Annotated in this window: 19 protein-coding genes; 2 read left to right on the top strand and 17 right to left on the bottom strand. The window is 61.9% G+C overall.

The features are described 5' to 3' along the window. Positions 1-40: 40 nt before the first annotated feature. From WA302_RS17650 to WA302_RS17590, 13 genes are all read right to left on the bottom strand, one after another. On the bottom strand, positions 41-1,510 hold the full coding sequence (locus tag WA302_RS17650; protein WP_025304195.1) for an aldehyde dehydrogenase: 1,470 nt from the start codon (positions 1,508-1,510) through the stop codon (positions 41-43). Positions 1,511-1,526: 16 nt separating this feature from the next. Next, positions 1,527-2,321, bottom strand: a complete 795-nt coding sequence (locus WA302_RS17645) for an aspartate dehydrogenase (RefSeq protein ID WP_025304196.1) — start codon at positions 2,319-2,321, stop codon at positions 1,527-1,529. 15 nt (positions 2,322-2,336) lie between these two features. Next, positions 2,337-3,131 carry an SDR family oxidoreductase gene (locus WA302_RS17640; RefSeq protein ID WP_043141245.1) on the bottom strand — a complete coding sequence of 265 codons (795 nt, stop codon included), beginning with the start codon at positions 3,129-3,131 and terminating at the stop codon, positions 2,337-2,339. Then, on the bottom strand, positions 3,128-3,946 hold the full coding sequence (locus WA302_RS17635) for an alpha/beta fold hydrolase (protein WP_025304198.1): 819 nt from the start codon (positions 3,944-3,946) through the stop codon (positions 3,128-3,130). Before WA302_RS17635 ends, WA302_RS17640 begins: the two co-directional genes overlap by 4 nt. Beyond that, complete coding sequence (locus WA302_RS17630) at positions 3,946-4,470, bottom strand: cupin domain-containing protein (protein ID WP_004937634.1); 525 nt, start codon at positions 4,468-4,470, stop codon at positions 3,946-3,948. The genes WA302_RS17635 and WA302_RS17630 overlap by 1 nt, the downstream gene beginning before the upstream one ends. Positions 4,471-4,638: 168 nt before the next feature. Then, positions 4,639-5,895, bottom strand: coding sequence for an MFS transporter (locus tag WA302_RS17625; protein ID WP_336064643.1), 1,257 nt, complete (start codon positions 5,893-5,895; stop codon positions 4,639-4,641). A 23-nt stretch (positions 5,896-5,918) separates the two neighbouring features. Further along, positions 5,919-7,130, bottom strand: coding sequence for an NAD(P)/FAD-dependent oxidoreductase (locus WA302_RS17620; RefSeq protein WP_025304200.1), 1,212 nt, complete (start codon positions 7,128-7,130; stop codon positions 5,919-5,921). Beyond that, positions 7,127-8,068, bottom strand: a complete 942-nt coding sequence (locus WA302_RS17615) for a VOC family protein (protein ID WP_336064642.1) — start codon at positions 8,066-8,068, stop codon at positions 7,127-7,129. Before WA302_RS17615 ends, WA302_RS17620 begins: the two co-directional genes overlap by 4 nt. A 109-nt stretch (positions 8,069-8,177) precedes the next feature. Beyond that, a complete protein-coding gene (locus tag WA302_RS17610) occupies positions 8,178-8,972 on the bottom strand; it encodes an IclR family transcriptional regulator (protein WP_025304202.1) in 795 nt (264 codons plus the stop codon). A gap of 37 nt (positions 8,973-9,009) precedes the next feature. Then, the gene (locus WA302_RS17605; RefSeq protein WP_025304203.1) at positions 9,010-9,765 is read right to left on the bottom strand and encodes an SDR family oxidoreductase; all 756 of its coding nucleotides are present in this window, start codon (positions 9,763-9,765) and stop codon (positions 9,010-9,012) included. Then, entirely contained in the window at positions 9,762-10,805 is a 1,044-nt protein-coding gene (locus WA302_RS17600) for an aromatic ring-hydroxylating oxygenase subunit alpha (RefSeq protein ID WP_060434497.1), read from the bottom strand. Before WA302_RS17600 ends, WA302_RS17605 begins: the two co-directional genes overlap by 4 nt. A gap of 20 nt (positions 10,806-10,825) precedes the next feature. Further along, complete coding sequence (locus WA302_RS17595) at positions 10,826-11,134, bottom strand: recombinase-like helix-turn-helix domain-containing protein (RefSeq protein ID WP_004937617.1); 309 nt, start codon at positions 11,132-11,134, stop codon at positions 10,826-10,828. Between the two features lie 2 nt (positions 11,135-11,136). Beyond that, positions 11,137-11,454: a non-heme iron oxygenase ferredoxin subunit gene (locus tag WA302_RS17590; RefSeq protein ID WP_004937614.1), complete on the bottom strand. Its 318-nt coding sequence runs from the start codon at positions 11,452-11,454 to the stop codon at positions 11,137-11,139. A gap of 398 nt (positions 11,455-11,852) precedes the next feature. On the opposite strand from WA302_RS17590, the gene WA302_RS17585 reads away from it, so the two are divergent. Then, positions 11,853-13,094, top strand: a complete 1,242-nt coding sequence (locus WA302_RS17585; protein WP_197781671.1) for an MFS transporter — start codon at positions 11,853-11,855, stop codon at positions 13,092-13,094. 108 nt (positions 13,095-13,202) lie between these two features. On the opposite strand, the gene WA302_RS17580 is transcribed toward WA302_RS17585, so the two are convergent. From WA302_RS17580 to speA, 3 genes are all read right to left on the bottom strand, one after another. Further along, positions 13,203-13,355, bottom strand: coding sequence for a Hok/Gef family protein (locus WA302_RS17580; protein WP_004937610.1), 153 nt, complete (start codon positions 13,353-13,355; stop codon positions 13,203-13,205). 335 nt (positions 13,356-13,690) lie between these two features. Beyond that, entirely contained in the window at positions 13,691-14,611 is a 921-nt protein-coding gene (gene speB, locus WA302_RS17575) for an agmatinase (protein ID WP_004937606.1), read from the bottom strand. A gap of 194 nt (positions 14,612-14,805) precedes the next feature. Continuing rightward, entirely contained in the window at positions 14,806-16,782 is a 1,977-nt protein-coding gene (speA, locus tag WA302_RS17570; RefSeq protein ID WP_004937600.1) for a biosynthetic arginine decarboxylase, read from the bottom strand. A gap of 907 nt (positions 16,783-17,689) precedes the next feature. Between speA and metK the strand changes: the two genes are divergently transcribed. Further along, entirely contained in the window at positions 17,690-18,844 is a 1,155-nt protein-coding gene (gene metK, locus WA302_RS17565; RefSeq protein WP_016926681.1) for a methionine adenosyltransferase, read from the top strand. 123 nt (positions 18,845-18,967) lie between these two features. Here the strand turns inward: metK and WA302_RS17560 are convergent, their stop codons facing one another. Next, positions 18,968-19,120: a Hok/Gef family protein gene (locus tag WA302_RS17560; RefSeq protein WP_004937610.1), complete on the bottom strand. Its 153-nt coding sequence runs from the start codon at positions 19,118-19,120 to the stop codon at positions 18,968-18,970. Between the last annotated feature and the right edge of the window lie 101 nt (positions 19,121-19,221).

The following is a 19,221-nucleotide window of genomic DNA, read 5'->3' as shown; positions in this document are numbered from 1 at the left end:
TAGGGTAGTCGTTATTAGGGTTATGCGTAGAGGTGTCGGCCTAGTCGCTCCAGCGGTTCACCTGATGGCTCAGCGCCAGATACACGCTTTTCTGCTGCATGTAGGCCTTGATGCCGTTCAGGCCCTTTTCGCGGCCCAGCCCGCTTTCCTTGAAACCGCCGAACGGTGTAGAAATCGAGAACGTTTTGTAGGTGTTGATCCAGACGGTGCCGGTTTCCAGCCGCTCCGCCAGCGCCATCGCCCGCGGGAAATCGCGGCTCCAGATGCCGGCCGCCAGGCCGTACACCGAGTCGTTGGCCTGTTCGATCAGCTGTTGCTCGTCGTCGAACGGCAGCGCCACCAGCACCGGGCCGAAGATCTCCTCCTGGCACACGCGGGCGTCGTTGTTCAAGCCTTCAATAATGGTCGGCAGGTAATAGCTACCGCTCGCCAGTTGCGGATCGGCCGGCGCTTCGCCGCCGATGATCACCCGGCCACCCTCCTGCCGCGCCAGCGCCACGTAGTCCGCCACGCTTTGTCGATGTTTGGCGCTGATCAGCGGGCCGAGATGCACGCCCGGCACCAGCGGGTTGCCGATGCGCAGCCCCGCCGTCAGTTCGGTCAAGCGCGCCAGCAGCGGCTGATACAGCGAACGATGCACGAACAGCCGCGATCCGGCGATGCACGCCTGGCCGGCGGAGCTGAAAATGCCGTAGCAGATACCGCGCGCCGCCTGTTCCAGATCGGCGTCCTCCAGCACGATGGTCGGTGATTTGCCCCCCAGTTCCAACGAGGTGGGGATCAGCTTGTCGGCGGCGATATGCGCCAAATGGCGCCCGGTGCTGGTCCCACCGGTAAAGGAGATCTTTTTCACCCGCGGATGGCGCGCCAACGCCTCGCCGATCACCGAACCTTTGCCCGGCAGCACGCTGAGCAGCCCGGCAGGCAGGCCCGCCTGTTCGAACAGCTCGGCCAGCTTCAGCGCCATCAGCGGCGTGGCTTCGGCCGGTTTGAGCACCACCGCGTTGCCCGCCGCCAGCGCCGGCGCCACCTTCTGCATTTCACTGGCGATCGGTGAGTTCCACGGCGTGATGGCGGCGATCACCCCCATCGGCTGATACTGGCTGAGCGTCATCACCTCGGCGCTGCGCGGGGTCGGCAATTCGCCTTCCAACACTTCGCAGGCGGCGGCGAAGTAGCGCGCGGTCGCCGCTGCGCTGGCCACCAGCCCGCGGGTCTCCGCCAGCGGCTTGCCGTTGTCGCGGGTCTGCAGCTCGGCCAGCTGTTCCTGCTGCGCCAGGATCAGGTTGCTGACGCGGTAGAGGATCGAGGCGCGTTGGTGCGGCACCAACCCACGCCACTCCGGCGCGCGCCAGGCGCGTTCCGCTGCCTCCACCGCCTCATTCACGTCCTCGACGTTAGCGGCACGCAGCCGCGCGTTGACGCTGCCGTCGGCCGGGAATACCGAAGCCATCTCTTCGCCACGCCCTTCGCGCCAGCGTCCGGCGACAAAAATATTCAATCGTTCCATGCTCCGCTCCTGCCGTTCAGGCAATAAAACCGCCGTCCACCAGACGGCGGCAGGCTTGTACCGCGCTCAGCGCCGCCAGGGTTGATGTTTTGGGATTGCTCGCCAGCGGGGTGCCGCTCAGCTCGATGTGAAACTCGCCAAAATCGCCGCACACCTGCAGGCGATGGGTATTGCGTCGGGTGGCGGGATCGACCTGCAGGCGTACCCGGGTGGCGTCCATCCCCAGGCCGTTGAGCGCAATGGTGGCCGCCACGTTGGCATTAGCCGGGAACAAACGCGCCGCTTCACGCGCCGAACCTTCAAAAAACACCTGCGCTTCACTCACCGCATCGAGATCGATCAACTGTTCCGCCGGGCTGCCGCGCCAGCTGGCCGGGCTTTTACTGGCCTGATAGGTCACGCTCTCCAGCCCGCCTTCGCGCGCCGACGCCAGCCCGTCCATCCCCGCCACCGCGCCGGACAGCACGATCAGTTGCCCGTGATGGCGGCGGCAAACCTGCTGCAGCCGCTGTTGCAATGCGGCGTCCGCCAGCGCGCCGGTCGAGATCAGCGCCAGCGGCCAGCCGCGCTGCAGCACCGCTTCGCCAAACTCCGCCACCGCCTGCTGGCTGGCGCACTCCAGCACCAGATCCGGCCGCTGCGAACACTGCCCAGGATGGGCCAGCGCCTGCACCCGCCCGCCAAAAGCCTCGGCGATCGCCGCATGATGAGCTGCGCGCGCCAGGATCCAACCGACCTCCACGCCTTCCGGCAAACGGGCGATCACTTCCTTCGCCATCGCGCCGTAGCCAATCATCATGATCTTCTTCATCTTTTTCTGCCCCTGCTACACATGGCGGTTAAAGCCGCCGGAAACGTCCAGCGCCGCACCGGTGGTAAAAGAAGCCAGCGGCGAAGCGAGGAACAGCAGCGCCTGCGCCGGCTCCTGCGGCTTGCCCAGGCGCTTCATCGGGATGCCGCGCCGTTCGGCGATCGCCGCCGTCCACTGCTCCCAACTTTGATCTTTATCGCTGCGCTCTTCGAAACGGCGGCGCCACTGACCCGACTCCACCATCCCCAGCAAGATCGAGTTAACGCGAATACCTTTGTCCACCAGCTCTTTCGATAGCGTCAGCGTCATGTTGAGCAGCGCGGCACGCGCCGCCGAGGTGGCGATCATGTGTTCTTCCGGCTGCAGCGCCAGCAGCGAGTTCACGCAGGTGATAGACGCGATCGCCGATCGTTCCAGCGCCGGTAAGAACGCCTGCACCGGATTGATCACGCCGAACAGCTTCAGCTCGGCCTCATGCAGCCAGGCCTCGCGCGGCGTCTGGTCAAAATGGGCGACGAAGCCCTGACCGGCGTTGTTGATCAGCAGATCCACGCCGCCGAAACGCGCCGTCACCTGAGCGGCGAACTGCGCCACCTGCTGTGCATCCAGCACGTCGCAGCGCAGCGCCAGGATCTCCGCCTGCGGGAAGTCCGCGCGCAGGCTGGCCTCCGCGCCGGCCAGTTTGTCCGGATCGCGGCCGCAGAACGCCACCTTCGCCCCTTCGGCCAGCAGCAGCTTCAGAGTTTCGAAACCGATGCCCGACGAGCCGCCGGTCACCACCGCCACCCGATCCTCAAGCTGAAAATTCATCGTTGGATTGCTCCCGTAAAATCCCGCAGATAGCGGTTGAAACACGCCGGCGCATCGAGGTAGCTGGCGTGACCGGCGGCGGCGATCAGACGCAGCGTCGCGTCTTGCTCACGCGCCAGCTCGGCCGCCTTCTCCGGCGGCGTAATGCGATCCTGTTCACCGCACCACACTTCCAGCGGGCCGCGATAGCGCGCCAGATAGCGGCCGATGTCGTCGTTAGCCAGCATCCAGGCGGCGCTCAGAAAACCGTCGGGATCGAGCTGTTGCATGCCGTTGCGCACCCAGGCGATGTCCTGCGGATCCGCCTCTTCATGCAGCAAGGCCGCCGCCCGCTGCTCGCCGTAGCCCACCGGCCCCAGCGTCTCTATCATCTGTTGGCGCTGGCCGTACACCTGCCGGCGTTTTTCCTCCGGCGCCGTGGCATAGCCCTGCGCCGGATCCGCCAACACCAGCCCACATAGCCCGTCCGGATAGCCGGCGGCGTAGGCGCTGCCGATCAGCGCCCCCAGTGAATGGCCGACGATCAGCGGCTGCGCCAGCTGCAGCTCAGCAATCAGCGCCGCCAACGCCGCCGCATAACCGGCGGCATCGGCCTGCGGGTCCGCCAACGGCAGGCTGCCGCCGTAGCCCGGCGCGTCCCACGCCAACAGGCGGTGACCGTCCGTCAGGCCGCTGTCGTTAAACTGCTTTATCCACGAGGCGGACCCGGAGCTGATGCCGTGCAGCAACACCACCGGCCGCCCCTGCCCGGCCTCGCGCCAGCTCAGGGTGTACGCCCCGCAGCGCGCCCGTTGGCGTTGCGCCAGGCCGTTCATCAGTTGCGCTTCACTTTGGACAGCGGGTGATCCGCCGGATAGGTTGGGATCTCCGGCTTGGCGGTGCCGAGCATCACGCACATCAGCGCCTCTTCCTCGCCGTGGTTGAACAGGCCGCGGTACACGCCCGCCGGCACCGAGATCAGATCGCGCTCTTTCAGCCTGGTTTCGTAATACTCTTCCCCATCCTGGATCATCAGCGTGATGCTGCCTTTCAGCATGAAGAACACTTCTTCCACGTCGTCGTGCAGGTGCAACGGGCCCTCGCACTTCGACGGCAGCACCATGGTGGAAAAGGTGAAGTTGCCCGCCGGAATAGTGTTGGCGTCGCTGGCCACGCCGGTGGCGCCGGTGCCGATGTAGCGCATCTGCGCGCGGCGGTATTTCGGGTCAAAGTCGGCCTGGAATTTCAGCGCGTTCCAGTCGTATTTGCGGCCCTCGAAACGGGCGATGCGCGACTCTACCCAGTTTTCCATCGACAGATCCTGCGGCTTGACGCCGGCTTTGTTCTCAACCTGAGACATGTTGTCACTCCTCTGTTGAATCAAATGGTTATCCCCTTCGTCTTTCACGCTGTGGCGTTGTTGGCTGCATTCGTTCACACCAGTCACTTACCGCAGTAAGCTCCTGGAAACTCACGAACTTGCCGCCTAGCCACAGCATGAAATCCATTGGGCTTAGCAATTGTTAATTCAGTACTTTCTCAGCAACGGCAGCAGAATGAGGCAGCCGACGAACGCCATCACCACCAGGAACAGCAGGCCGTTATCCATATTGACGGTGGCGGCGATCAACGCCCCCATCAGCACCGGCGCCAGCGCGCCGGCAAAATTGCCCAGTCCGTTGAAAATGCCGCCGGCGGTGGCGCTGACCTTGCTGCTGGTCGCCTTCGCCAACAGCGCGAAAATATTCGGCGCACCGGCGCCCCACATAAAGGTGCTGAAGGCCATGGCGGCGATCACGCTGTAGGTGCCCTGCAGGTGCAGCACCACCGCCAGACCGAGGCCGGCGCCGCACAGCGACAGGAAGCAGGCCAGCGCGCGGCGATCCAGCTTGTCCGACAGCCAGGCGCCCAGCACTTCGCCGAGCAGCATGGCGATGAACGGCAGCGAAGAGAGGTAACCGGCATGCTCCAGATGAATGCCTTTGCCCTTGATCAGGTAGCTCGGCAACCAGCCGTTCATGCCCCACAGGTAGGTCAGGAAGGCGATATTGAACAGGCAAATCATCCAGAAATGCGGGCTGCGCAGCAGCTCGCGGCGGTGCTGTTTGCGTTCGGACACCGCCGGCTTGGCCGCCGCCGCCGGGCGCGAGACGTTCAGGTGGCGCATGCCGAACAGCACCAGCAACATCACCGGCAGCGTCAGAAACGCCATAAAGAAGAAGGTGGTCTGCCAGTCGAAGGTATTGAGGATGTACAGGGTGACCGGGAAGCCGAGCGCGGCCCCGAGCGGCGTGCCGAGCAGCCACAGCATGGTGGCGCGCGCCTGCAGCTGCGGCGGAAAGGCCTGACGAATAATGGCGTAGGCCATCGGCAGCAGCGGCCCTTCGGCGATGCCGAGCAGAATGCGCAGCGTCATCATGGCGTGATAGGAACGCACCAGCCCCATCAATACCATCAGCACGCCCCACACCACCATCATGCCAATCAATACTTTTACCGGGTTAAGCCGATCGCCGATGCCGCTGAGCAGCATCGAGGAGATGCCGTAGGAGAACAGAAACGCGCTCATCAGCAAGCCCAGCCGCGCCGGGTCAAAGCCGATCCCTAACGCCTGCTGAAACTCGGCGTCGGAAAACAGCGCCGCGATGCTGATCTTGTCGAAAAACGCCAGCAGCACGCAGGCGAACAGCGCGATCGGCACCGACCAGCGCACCCGTTGCTGCGGATTTTCGGCAACGGCTTCCCCCGCCCGTCCAGCGCGGGCGTCAATGTCTTGCGTAGTCATAAAACGCTCCCGAGGTTCGGGCGTTATTTCAACGCCATCAAAGAAAACTCCGCATCCGCCAGCTGCTGCGGATCCAGCACCCGGCCGCTCGCCAACCAGCGCTTGCCGAGTTTGATGGTGCGCGCGTCGTTGAACGCCACCATCTGCACCAGCTGCCGATCGGCGTTCAGCGTGAAGAACACCTGCGACTGCGGCGTGCGGCGCACCACATGGTGCACGCCGCCGCTCGGCACGCCGAGGATCTGGATATTGACGTCATATTGATCCGACCACAGCCAGGCCACGTCGTCATACGGAGCGGCAAAGGCGTCGAGCATCGCGCAGGCGGTGCTGATGGCCTGATTTTGCGCGTAGGCCCAGGACTGCAGGCACAGGCCAAGCGTCGGGTGGCGCGCCACGTCGCCGGCGGCGAAGATCGCCGGATGGCTGGTACGCCCTTGGCCGTCGACCACGATGCCGGACTCGATCGCCAGCCCGGCGCTGCGCGCCAGTTCGAGATTCAGCTCGACGCCGATCCCCACCACCACCAGATCGAAGACCTGCGGATCGCTGACTTCGCTGCCGATCCAGGCGGCGCCGTCGCGATCTTCCAGCGAGATCTCGCCGCAGCCACACAACACCGTAACGCCCTGCCGGCGATGCAGTTCGAGCAACGCCTGCGAGACATCGGCGCCGACGCTGCGCATGCATAGCGCGGGCTGGCGTTCAAACACCGTCACCTCGGCGCCGAGACGGCGCGCAGAAGCGGCGATCTCCAGCCCGATCCAACCGCCGCCGACGATCGCCAGACGGCGGCAACCTTGCAGGCCCTGCCGCAACCGGGCCGCATCGTCCCAGGAACGCAGCGTCATCACGCGCGGATGCTGCGCCCAAGCGGCGCCCGGCACACGCGGCCGCCCGCCGGTGGCGATCAGCAGCTGCTCGAACTGCAGCCGTTGCCCGTCGCTGAGCGTGACGATTTGCTGTTCAGCGTCGATGGACTCGGCGCGCAGCGGGCGACGCCAGTCGATGTTCAGCTCCGCCACCGCCTGTTCGCTGAACAGCCGACTGAGGGGAGCCGCGGCATCCAGCAGCGCCGCTTTCGACAGCGGCGGCCGCTCGTAAAAATCGTAGGGCTCGTCGCTGACCACCGTCAGCCGGCCGCTGTAACCGCGGTCGCGCAGCGTCTTGGCCGCCCAGCCGCCGGCCTGGCCGCCGCCGACGATGACGATGCCCGTCTGTTCTGGCCGGTTCATAACGCTTGCGCCTTTTTATGCTGGCGGCGCGTATCGTGATCGATGCCGCCCTCTACCGCCCATTCGGTGAAGGAGACCAGCGAATGCTCCAGCTCGCGCGGCTGCCAGTTTTCCGTCAGATAATCGTCGTTGGTGTAATACTCGAACGCGCCGCCGGTCGGGCTGTTGACGTACCAGAAATAGGCCGAGGAAATCGGGTGGCGGCCGGGGCCGATAAAGGTGCTCCACTGCTCTTTGTTCATGGCGATGCCGCCGCCGATCACTTCATGGATATCGCGCACGGTGAACGCCACATGGTTCAGGCCGCGTGGGCGGTTAGGCAGCTTCAGCAGGAACAGGTTATGGTGGCCGCCGCGCGCCTGGGTGCGCAGGAAGACGGCGCGATCGATATAGCGATCGGAAACCTGGAAATCCAACAGCTCGCGATAGAAACGCTCGGTCGCCGCCAGATCTTCAACGAAGAACACTACGTGGCCAATATTGATCGGTTGCGCCTGCGAATAGACCGGGCTGGGTTGATCGATGCGGCGCACGTCGCCCCATTGGTTGATCGGCGTGACCGGCACCTCAACCGCCTGCTGGCGGCTGACGACGAAGCGCAGCGTCATGCCGTTGGGATCGAGGCATTCCAGCTCTTCTCCCACCTGACGGAAGCCGGGCATCAACGCCAAACGCGGCTGCAGGCGCGCCAGATCGGCGGGTGAGCCCACGCCCCAGGTCATGCGGCGCAGGGTAGAACCGCCTTCAAACGCCGCAGGCAGCGCCGCGCTTTGCAACGGGTACAGGACAACCTGCGCCCCGCTCAGGGTGGTGAATTCGCGCTGCGGTTCGCCCCAATGTTGCGTGGCGGGCTGCAGGCCGAAGTCTTGCATAAATTTTTCGCAGGTTGGCAGATTTTCGACGCCAAATTCCAGTTTTTCGATTCCGATTATGCTCATTGTTCAGCCTCACGTTCTCGCTGCATACGGTTTTCAGGCATGAGTGAACCCCGGCCCCTGTTTGCTGTGGGCCTTATCCCTGCCTGAGTGAAAGAGTCGGTCCTGTCGGTTAGCCGACGTTGGCCTGCGGCGGCGCGCCGAGGAAGCCAGAAATTTTCTCCGCCGCATCGCGCACTTCCATGCGCAGCCGCTCGCGATCCGCTTTCGGGATCTCATCGGACGGCACCATGATGCTGACCACCGCCTCGACCCGCTGCTCACGGTTGAAGATCGGGTACACAATCGAGGAGATGCCGTGGCGGAAGAACGATTCGCCGATCACATAGCCGCGCGCCTTGTCTTGCTGCACCATCTGCCACAGCATTTCGCGATCCGCCGGGGTGCCCGGCGCGTTGCCCGGCAGCTGCGCGTCCGGATAGAGTTGTTCGAACTCGCTGCGGGTGGCGCTGGTCAACAACATGCGACCGAGCGAGGTTTGGTGCACCGGCAAGCGGGTGCCGACGCTGACCTGATTGATCTGTGAACCGGCGGCGCTGACGCGGGCGATATAGATCACGTCGCGCCCGTCGCGGATCGCCAGATGGCTGCTGCACTGGCTGCGATCGCGCAACTGCTCGATCACCGGCTGGCCGGCCTGCGCGACGTCCAGCGACGCGATGTATTCAAAACCGAGACGCAGCACCTTGATGCCCAGTGCGAAGGTATTGGTGCGCGGATTGCGCTCCAGAAAGCCCAGGTGCTCGAGCGTCTGCACCACGCGGTAGGCGGTGGCCTTCGGCATATCGACCAGGCGATGCAACTCGGCAAAAGTCATTTCCTTATGCTGCTCGCCAAACGCCAGCAGCAACTGCAACCCGCGATCCAGTCCCGGGATCAGATACTTACATGCTTGCTCGTCCGCCATCTCTCGCTCCTGCGCTGTGCGCCTGCCCTGCGGGCCGTCAGTTGAATACGAAGCCGCCGTTGACCGGCAGCAGTTGGCCGGTGACGAAATCCGCCAGCGACGACAGCAGATAAAGTACCGTACCGTTCACATCGTCCGGGTGCTGCGCCCCGGCCAGCGCGCGCCCCTGCTCGTACAGCTGATGGCGCTCGGCGGGCACATACTCAGTGGCTTCCACTCGCGTCAGGCCCGGCGCGATGGCGTTGACGCAGATACCCTGTGGGCCCAGCTCGCGCGCCATCGATCGGGTCATCGCGATCACCGCGCCTTTACTGGCGACATAGGCCATCAGGCGCGGCGCGCCCCACAGCGCGGTGTCCGACGCCACGTTGACGATCTTGGCGTGCGGATTGCGCGCCAGCAGCGGCACCGCCGCCTGGCTCACCAGCCAGGTGCCGCGCACGTTGACTTGCATCACGCGATCCCACAGATCGATATCGTATTCCATCATGGTTTTACCGCCGACGCCGGTCGCCAGCGCCGCGTTGTTCACCAGACCGTCGATCCCGCCGCCAGCGGCGATCTTCTCGAACGCCAAGCGGATCGAATCCGGTGAGGCCAGATCGATCGTCTGCGTTTCCACCCGAGCGCCCTGCTCGCGCAGCGCGGCGCCGCTCGCCGCCAGCTCATCCGCCAAGATGTCGCACATCACCACCTGCGCGCCTGCTGCGGCGATGGCGGCGGCAAAGCTGTAGCCCAGGCCGCGCGCCGCACCGGTGACCACGATGCGCTTGCCGTCCAGCAAGCCGTTCACTGCGCCGCCTCCCGCTCGCGCAGCGTCGCCAGCTGTTTCTGCGCCTCTTTCTGCATCAGGCGGCGCAGGCGCGACAGACCGACGTCGTGCTGGTACAGGTATTCGCGGCCGCGGGCGTTAGGCGCCATGTTCTCGAGCACGATGCGATCCTGCTCGAGCACGTCCCAATGCAACGATTCCAGGCGATTACGGTACATGAAGCGCCACATGTCGCGCTGCCAGTCTTTGACCTTACGGATGCGCCAGAAGAACACCCGGCAGTGATCCTTGTCTTCCGGCACCACCATGCCGATGATCCAGAAGTGACCACCCGGCCCAAAGCGCTTCTTGTACGGGATCGACAGGCGCATCCAATACGCGCCGCTGCTGCCGAATTCCACCCAGTCGAAGTTAACCCCGATCTGTCCGTTCTTTTTGAAGATAAACCCGCTGTCGGTCGGCTCCAGCCCCATATCCGCCTTGCGATCCCCTTCCGCCATCGAGTGTGAGGAAGAGTGCAGGTAGGTGCCGTGCATCGGATCCATCACGTTTTCCAATGCGTACTGGTAGTTGCAGTCCCAGCTGGCGGTACACAGAAAATTACTGTACGACGCTTCGTCCGCCAGCTCTTGCGGGAAAGTCAGCGCCGCCGGCGCTTCATCCGCCGTCACGCCGAAATAGAGAAACACTGCGCCGTAGGCTTCTTTGGCCGGGTAAGACCGCAGGCATTTTTGCCCCACCAGCGGGCAGCGATCCACCGCCGGCACGTCTTTCACCGTTCCGTCGCCGCCGACTTCCACCCCGTGATACCAGCAGGCGATACGATCGCCGAGGTTCCACCCCATGGAAAGCCGCGCGCCGCGGTGCGGGCAGCGATCTTCCAACGCGTGGATCTGGCCTTCACCGTCGCGCCACACCACGATTTGCTGCTCGAGACGGGTGATGCCGACCGGGTTGTTGCCCACTTCCCAACTGGCCAGCACCGGATACCACATGCCGCGCAATCCCTGGTCAAGATAGTCCTGCAGGCTCTGTTCGGAGGATGTTGTGTTTGCTGTCATTGTCTTCTCCCGGATGTGGCTCAGAAACCGTTAACGTGAAGGAATTCGCGGAACGTCGCCTCATTCCACGGTTGGCCGCTGCGATCGAACAGGCGGCGCTGATTCAACGCGCTGACGATCTGCTCCAGCTCTTCCGCCCCCTGATCGAAGATCGTTTCCAGCGCCGCCACCAGCGCGGTTTCGAAACCGTCCGGCACCCGGGCGCGGTTTTGCCAGATGACATTGCGGAACTGGCCCGGCTGATGGATTTGGCCGTTGCCGCCTTCGCGGGCCGGCGTCACCTGTTGGGTGTCCGGCAGCCAGGGATTGAAATCGGTGATGTGCTGCATGATTACTCCTCCGCGATAAAGGTGATCTGGATTTGGTTGTCGACCACCCGGGTGGGATAGGTTTGCAGATCGCGGCCGCCTGGCTCGCGCAGGCACTGGCCGGTGCGCACGTCAAACAGCGCTTCGTGCAGCGGGCACTCAACCTTACCGTCGTCTACAAACCCCTGGCTGAGCAAGGCATAAGCATGCGGGCAGACGTCTTCCAGCGCGTAGTAGTTACCGTCGAGCAGGTACACCCCGATCTCTTTTCCTTCCACTTTGCCGGAGAAAGGAAAATCTTCTTTCACCTGAGACACTTCGCACACATTCTTCCAGCTCATTGCTTTTATCCTCTATCTGATTGTTTCATATATGAAACTCAGTTTCTTATTTAATACAGCCACTATAAGTCTGGCGAAACTTTCGTCAAGCGAGCGGAACGGCAAATGTTAATGAAAGGTTGTTTAAAAATGACAAATGCGGGAGGGATCACGAAATCATGCACCGATATGAAAAACCTATGTCAGTTGTGCGCTCTTCCGCTAATTTATGGCAAAAAATGCGTTGATCCCGGCAGCGCATTGCGCGTAAAAGTGTTTTCTCACTGTCTTTTACACTCAATTTAATAACAATTAATTTACATTGATCAGCCTCGTCCCCCGCGTTTGCGCGTAATGGCCTCCGCGGGCGAGTTTACTGCTGCCTGAATTCGTCAACCGCTCGCACTGAGGAACGCGCCGTGCAACAACGTCAACGCTGGTTTGGGGTGATCGCCCTGCTGTTTCTGATCGTTATCGCCTATGCGGATCGGGTTAATATCGCCGTGATGTTGGTCAATCCCGACTTCCTGCAACACTTTCAACTCGGCGGCGACCGCGCCCATCAGGGCACGCTGATGACGGTGTTTTTACTCGGTTACGGCCTGTCCGCCATGTTGCTGACGCCGTTTCTGGAAACGCTGATGGGCTACCGCCGCGCGCTGACGCTGAGCGTGGTGCTGTGGGCGCTGCTCACCGCCGCCTCGCCGCTGGCGGGATCGCTGATGCTGCTGTGCGTAGTGCGCGCGCTGCTTGGCGTCAGCGAGGGGCCGCTGTTCTCGCTGAAGACCATGTACATCAGCGATCATTTCGCCGCCGACGAACGCGGCAAGCCCAACGCGGTCAGCACGCTGGGCGTTTCATTGGGGCTGGTGCTCGGCTTTCCGCTGGTGAGTTTTCTGATGGCGCATTTCGGCTGGGTGATGTCGTTTCACCTGCTGGCGCTGCTCAACCTGCTGCTGGGGCTGGCGCTGGTGCGGCGGTTCGTTCATCCCCTCGCCCTGTCTTCACCCTCGCGCCCTGCTGCTCCGCAACCGGTGCTGAGCCGCGTCAGGCACACCTTTACGCTGGCCTGGCGCACGCCGATGCTCGGCTGGATCCTGCTGATCGAGATCGCCACGCTCAGCTATCTGTGGGGCTCCAGCTCCTGGTTGCCGGCGTATCTGACCGATGAAAAGGGGTTCTCCATCAAGCAGATGGGCTGGATGGCCGCGCTGCCTTTCATCGTCAGCATCGCCTCCAAATACCTCGGCGGCGTGTTGCTCGATCGTATCCGCCCTTATCAAGCGCCGCTGATCTTCGTCTGCGGCGGCGCAGCGACCGCGCTGTGCATCTATGGCGTGATGAACAGCCATCAGCTTGGCTGGATCGCCTTCTTCCTGCTGGCGGCCAATGCCTGTTGGGGCGCGCAGGGCGCGGCGATCCCTACCCTGCTGCAACATTATGCGCGGCCGGAGGCGGTCGGCAGCGCCTATGGGCTGATCAACGGCATCGGCAATCTATTCTCGGCGTTTGTGCCGATGGCGATGGGCATGGTGATGGCCAGCCAGGGCAAGGTGTCCTCGGGCTTTGCGGTACTGATTGCCTCACAGCTGCTGACGCTGCTGGCGGGCGGCGCGCTGTTTAGCCGCATGTTGCTGGCGCGCCAGGTGAAACGGGCATAAATCCGTTTCACCGTGTTCTACGGCGGCAAACCGAAAGCGTTGAGAGGGTGCTCATGGATCTGGACGCCAACAACCAGCAGACGGGGGCCCCCCCGTCGCCGGGTTGCCTTACCGTTCGGATTCGTAAGCCAAAATGGCCGCAACCTCCGTAGTGCCCGATCGGATCCGCAGCTCGCACAGCGTGCTGCGAGTTATCCATGCCAGTGATATTACCGTGGCACAAATAACCACCAGTTTTAACAGGCTCCGTTTGTTCGGCATCATGCCTTCTTCTCCTTGCCTCGCGGCGGGTAAGAGGCTAACTTAACGTTGCTGGCGTTAGAGTAGGCCTCGGGTTGATGAATATCGACTCGGGGCTTTTCTCTTTGTACCTTTCACGCAGGCTCTAGATACAAAGATCCAGAGCACCCGCGCGCAGTATATTCATCCTCCCCGTTATCCCGATTCCTTTTTACTGACTCCGTTTCATTTCTGCGCAAAATTGCGCAAAGGCGTTGCAACAGACTGAAAATCGCCGCACGGATGGCGAAAAATGAAATAAAAAAAGCGACCCCCATACGATGGGAGCCGCTTTTTCAGCGAGGCGTGGCCAAGCGTCAGGCGTGTTTCTTGGCCGCCTGCAGGTACAGCATCTCCAGACCCAACGTCGCCGCGGCCAGTGCGGTGATCTCGGACTGGTCATAGGCCGGCGCCACTTCCACTACGTCCATGCCGACGATGTTCAGCGACTGCATGCCGCGTACCAGTTTCAGCGCGCGATCGGAAGTCAGGCCGCCGATCACCGGCGTGCCTGTGCCCGGTGCGAACGCCGGATCCAGGCAGTCGATGTCGAAGGTCAGGTACACCGGCATATCGCCGACGATGCCCTTGATCTGGGTCAGCAGGTCGTCCACGCTGCGATCGTTCACCTGCGCGGCGTCCAGCACGGTAAAGCCGTTGTCGTGATCGAACTCGGTGCGAATGCCGATCTGCACCGAGTGGTGCGGATCGATCAGGCCTTCGTTCGGCGCATGATAGAACATGGTGCCATGGTCGAACTTGCTGCCGTTGGCGTAGGTATCGGTATGGGCGTCGAAGTGCACCAGCGCCAGCTTGCCGAAATGCTTGGCGTGCGCGCGCAGCAGCGGCAGGGTGACAAAGTGGTCGCCGCCGAACGAGAGCATGCGCTTACCGGCTTTCAGCAGTTTCTCCGCGTGCGCCTGCAGCTTGTCGCTCATATCCTGCGCATCGCCGAAGTTGAACACGATGTCGCCGCAGTCAACCACGTTCAGGCGATCGCGCAGATCGAAGCTCCACGGCCAACGGTTGCCTTCCCAGGCCAGGTTGGTGGACACCTGACGGATGGCCGCCGGGCCATGGCGGCCGCCGGCGCGACCGGAGGTCGCCATGTCAAACGGAATGCCGGTGATGACCCACTCTGCATCGCTGTCGTAAGGCATGAAGTTCAGCGGAAAGCGCAGGAAACCAAAGGCGTTGGACACTAATGAATTATCGGACTGATGGCCTAAGGTGCTCATAGTAAACCCTCGTAGTTCAACAAGTTGCCGGGCGCAGACGCCGGGCCGTTACAAAAAAAAATCCCTCCCGCGTCGTTAGCCCGACGAGAAAGGGATTTATTCGATGTGTGTTTCGGTGCTACCGATACGGCAGATTATGGCCGCATTTTGTTCATGCTTCAAGGGGGTCAACAGCGCCCCCCTGAAGAGGGCGGTTACTCGTCTTCCAGATACGTATAACCGTACAGACCGGCCTCAAACTCTTCCAGGAACTGCGCCTGCAGCTCGCTGTCCAGATCGGTTTCTTTGACCTGATCGCGGAACTTGGACAGCAGCGCGCTCGGATCGAGCTGCACATACTCCAGCATGTCCGCCACGGTATCGCCCTCGTCGGACAGCTCGGTCTCGACGCTGCCGTCCGGGAACACGTACACGTCAACCGAGGCGGTGTCGCCGAACAGGTTGTGCATGTTGCCAAGGATCTCCTGGTACGCGCCGACCATGAAGAAGCCCAACGCCGGCGGGTTCTCCGGATCGTACGGCGGCATCGGCATGGTGGTCGCCACGCCGTCGCCGTCGACGTAATGATCGATGGTGCCGTCGGAGTCGCAGGTGATGTCGAGCAGTACCGCACGGCCTTCCGGCGGCTTATCCAGCCCTTCCAGCGGCAGCACCGGGAACAGCTGGTCGATGCCCCATGCATCCGGCATCGACTGGAACAGCGAGAAGTTGACGTAGAACTTGTCCGCCATGCGCTCTTGCAGTTCGTCGATGATAGGACGGTGCGCGCGGTTGCTCGGATCGAGCTGCTGCTGGATCTTGTTGCAGATGTTCAGATACAGCTGCTCGGCCCAGGCGCGCTTGGTCAGGTCCAGCATGCCGTGCGCGTATTGGGTATGCACGTCGTGCAGATCCATCTGGCTGTCGTGCAGCCATTCGCGCAGCGAGCGGCGGTTCTCCGGCTCGTTCATTTCCAGCCAGGTTTCCCACATGCTTTCCAGCGCGCGCGGCGCGTCGGCTTCCGGCGGCTGCGGTTCGCTGAACTCGTTGCGCTCGACGCCAATCACGTTGGAGACCAGCACCGTGTGGTGCGCGGTCACGGCGCGACCGGACTCGGTGATCACCGTCGGGTGCGGCAGGCCGTGTTCGTTACAGGCGTCGCCGATGCCCCAAATCACGTTGTTGGCATATTCGTTCAGGCCGTAGTTGACCGAGCAATCGGACTGCGAACGGGTGCCTTCGTAGTCGACGCCCAAGCCGCCGCCCACGTCGAAGCACTGAATGTTGACGCCCAACTTGTGCAGCTCAACGTAGAAGCGCGCCGATTCGCGCACGCCGGTGGCGATGTCGCGAATATTGGCCAGCTGCGAACCCAAATGGAAGTGCAGCAGCTGCAGGCTGTCGAGGCGGCCCGCTTCACGCAGGGTCTCCACCAGCTTCAGCACCTGCACCGCCGCCAGACCGAACTTGGATTTTTCGCCGCCGCTCGACTGCCATTTGCCGGAGCCTTGCGATGCCAGACGCGCACGCACGCCCAGGCGCGGTATGACGTTCAGCCGCTCGGCCTCTTCCAGCACCAGGTTGATCTCGGACATCTTCTCGATCACCAGGTACACCTTGTGCCCCAGCTTTTCCCCGATCAGCGCCAGACGAATATATTCACGATCTTTATAACCATTACAGACGATCACCGAGCGGGTCATGCCGGCATGCGCCAGCACCGCCATCAGTTCGGCCTTGGAGCCGGCTTCCAGCCCCAGCGGTTCGCCGGAGTTCACCAGCGATTCAATCACGCGGCGGTGTTGGTTCACCTTGATCGGATACACCAGGAAATAACCGCCCTGGTAGCCGAAGGATTCACGCGCGCGTTTGAACGCGGCGTTGATAGAGCGCAGGCGATGCTGAAGGATCTGCGGGAAGCAGAACAGCGCCGGCAGACGTTGGCCGTCTTGCTGGCGCGTTTTCACCAGTTCTGCCAGATCGACGCGCGCCTGCGGGACATCCGGGTCCGGGCACACGCTGATATGGCCCAGCTCGTTGACGTCATAGTAATTGTTGCCCCAGTAGGCGACGTTATAAGTACGCAGCATCTTGCTGGCATTACGATCATTCATGGCAACCTCCTGCATGGAGCGCAAAGATAAAGACTCGCCCGCAACCGGCGGGCGGTGAATCAACAGATCATCAGACATGGTTCGCCTCACATTCCGCACTGACGAAACCGTCAGCCACTATCGCAGCTACAACCCGCGAGAACAACCCAACAAGCCGCGCCGGCGGCAGCGAAGAGAACTGCCGTTCGCGGTCAGCGATCGGTTTATCACTCATATAATTGTAAGACACCCTGTTCAAACCTCGTGAATCGGGCCAAGAAACATCCCACAGGAAGGCTGCAGGCTACCCTTGTTCAGTTCTTCAGACGACCGTTAGCCGGCCCGAGAATCCTGAGTAGCGGCCAAGTGTTTATCGCACCTGGTAAGTGACAGAGAGACAAGACGGGAAATAGCAGAAGAATGTGCGCCAGAACGGCACTGCTGTTGGGAACCAACAACCGGTAGACAACGGATCATTAATCCAACCACCTCCACGCGCGCCGTTCACAGTGAACGACCCAGCCTCTAAAATAGTGTAAGAACGTGACCGTTCGATGAAGCGGCGGCGCCACGGCGAACGCCCGCGACGGATAATAGCGCAACGCCGGCGAATGCAAAGCGGAAGTTTATCACACCTTCCCCAGCGCCAATCGCCGTACTGTGCAGCAAATGAACCGCGCGCGCAGTTTATACCGGTAAGAAGGTGAAAAAGCAAAATGAAAATTCGCCGAAAACTGTTTCAAGCGATGAAAATGGCGCCAACCCGTTTGCGCAAAAGAGCGAAAGCGCAAAAAATTACTGGCAATCTGGCTAAACCCTGACCTAAAATAGACGTCCAGATGTTAATCCATCTATACTGGTTAACTGATAAACTGCTTAACGGCTTTGCCTGAGGGGCGTTGCAGGATGCATCTCGCGCCATCAGCGGAAGACCCTTCGCTTCGATGCCGGATCTCCAGCGCTGTGCAGTAATTTCTAACCCGTCTTATGCAAGGTAAAGAACACAATGGCTAAACACCTCTTCACGTCCGAATCCGTCTCCGAAGGACATCCAGATAAAATCGCCGACCAGATCTCCGATGCCGTCCTCGACGCCATCCTGGAACAAGATCCGAAAGCGCGCGTCGCCTGCGAAACTTACGTGAAAACCGGTATGGTGCTGGTCGGCGGTGAAATCACCACCAGTGCCTGGGTCGATATCGAAGAGATTACCCGCAAGACCGTGCGCGAGATCGGCTACGTTCATTCGGACATGGGCTTTGACGCCAACTCCTGTGCAGTATTGAGCGCCATCGGCAAGCAATCCCCAGACATCAATCAGGGCGTTGACCGTACCGATCCTCTCGAGCAGGGCGCCGGCGATCAGGGCTTGATGTTTGGCTACGCCACCAACGAAACCGACGTGCTGATGCCTGCACCGGTCACCTACGCGCACCGTCTGGTGCAGCGCCAGTCCGAAGTGCGTAAAAACGGCACCCTGCCGTGGCTGCGCCCGGATGCGAAGAGCCAGGTGACCTTCCAGTACGACGACGGCAAAATCGTCGGCATCGACGCCGTGGTGCTGTCCACCCAGCACTCAGAAGACATCTCGCTGAAAGATCTGCAAGAAGCGGTGATGGAAGAGATCATCAAGCCGGTACTGCCGGCGGAATGGCTGACGGCGGGCACCAAATACCACATCAACCCGACCGGCCGTTTCGTTATCGGTGGCCCGATGGGCGACTGCGGCCTGACCGGCCGTAAGATCATCGTCGACACCTACGGCGGCATGGCTCGCCACGGCGGCGGCGCCTTCTCCGGTAAGGATCCGTCCAAGGTTGACCGTTCCGCGGCTTACGCGGCGCGCTACGTGGCGAAAAACATCGTTGCCGCCGGCCTGGCCGATCGCTGCGAGATTCAGGTGTCTTACGCTATCGGCGTAGCGGAACCGACCTCCATCATGGTGGAAACCTTCGGTACCGAGAAAGTGCCAACCGAACAGCTGACGCTGCTGGTGCGCGAATTCTTCGATCTGCGCCCATACGGCCTGATCCAGATGATGGATCTGCTGCAGCCGATCTACCGCGAAACTGCCGCCTACGGCCACTTCGGCCGCGAGCACTTCCCGTGGGAAGCGACCGACAAAGCCGCACTGCTGCGCGATGCCGCCGGCCTGAAATAAGCCCCGACATCAACATGAAAACGGCGAGCCAAGGCTCGCCGTTTTTTTTGAACGGATGGGTGCTCCTGGATCAACGCATCGACTGCCGGCCGGCGGAGGCAAAGCCCCCGCCGCCGGGTTGCCTTACCGTTCGGATTCGTAAGCCAAAATGGCCGCAACCTCCGTAGTGCCCGATCGGATACGCAGCTCACACAGCGTGCTGCGGGTTATCCATGCCAGTGATATTACCGTGGCACAAATAACCACCAATTTTAACAGGCTCCGTTTGTTCGGCATCATGCCTTCTTCTCCTTGCCTCGCGGCGGGTAAGAGGCTAACTTAACGTTGTCGTGCGTTAGAGTAGGCCTCGGGTTGATGGATATCGACTCGGGGCTTTT

The organism is Serratia sp. 201, assembly GCF_037027545.1.
Taxonomy (GTDB): Bacteria; Pseudomonadota; Gammaproteobacteria; order Enterobacterales; family Enterobacteriaceae; genus Serratia; species Serratia bockelmannii.
Note: the sequence above shows the minus strand (reverse complement) of the source record. Positions and strands in the feature narration are given on the sequence as shown.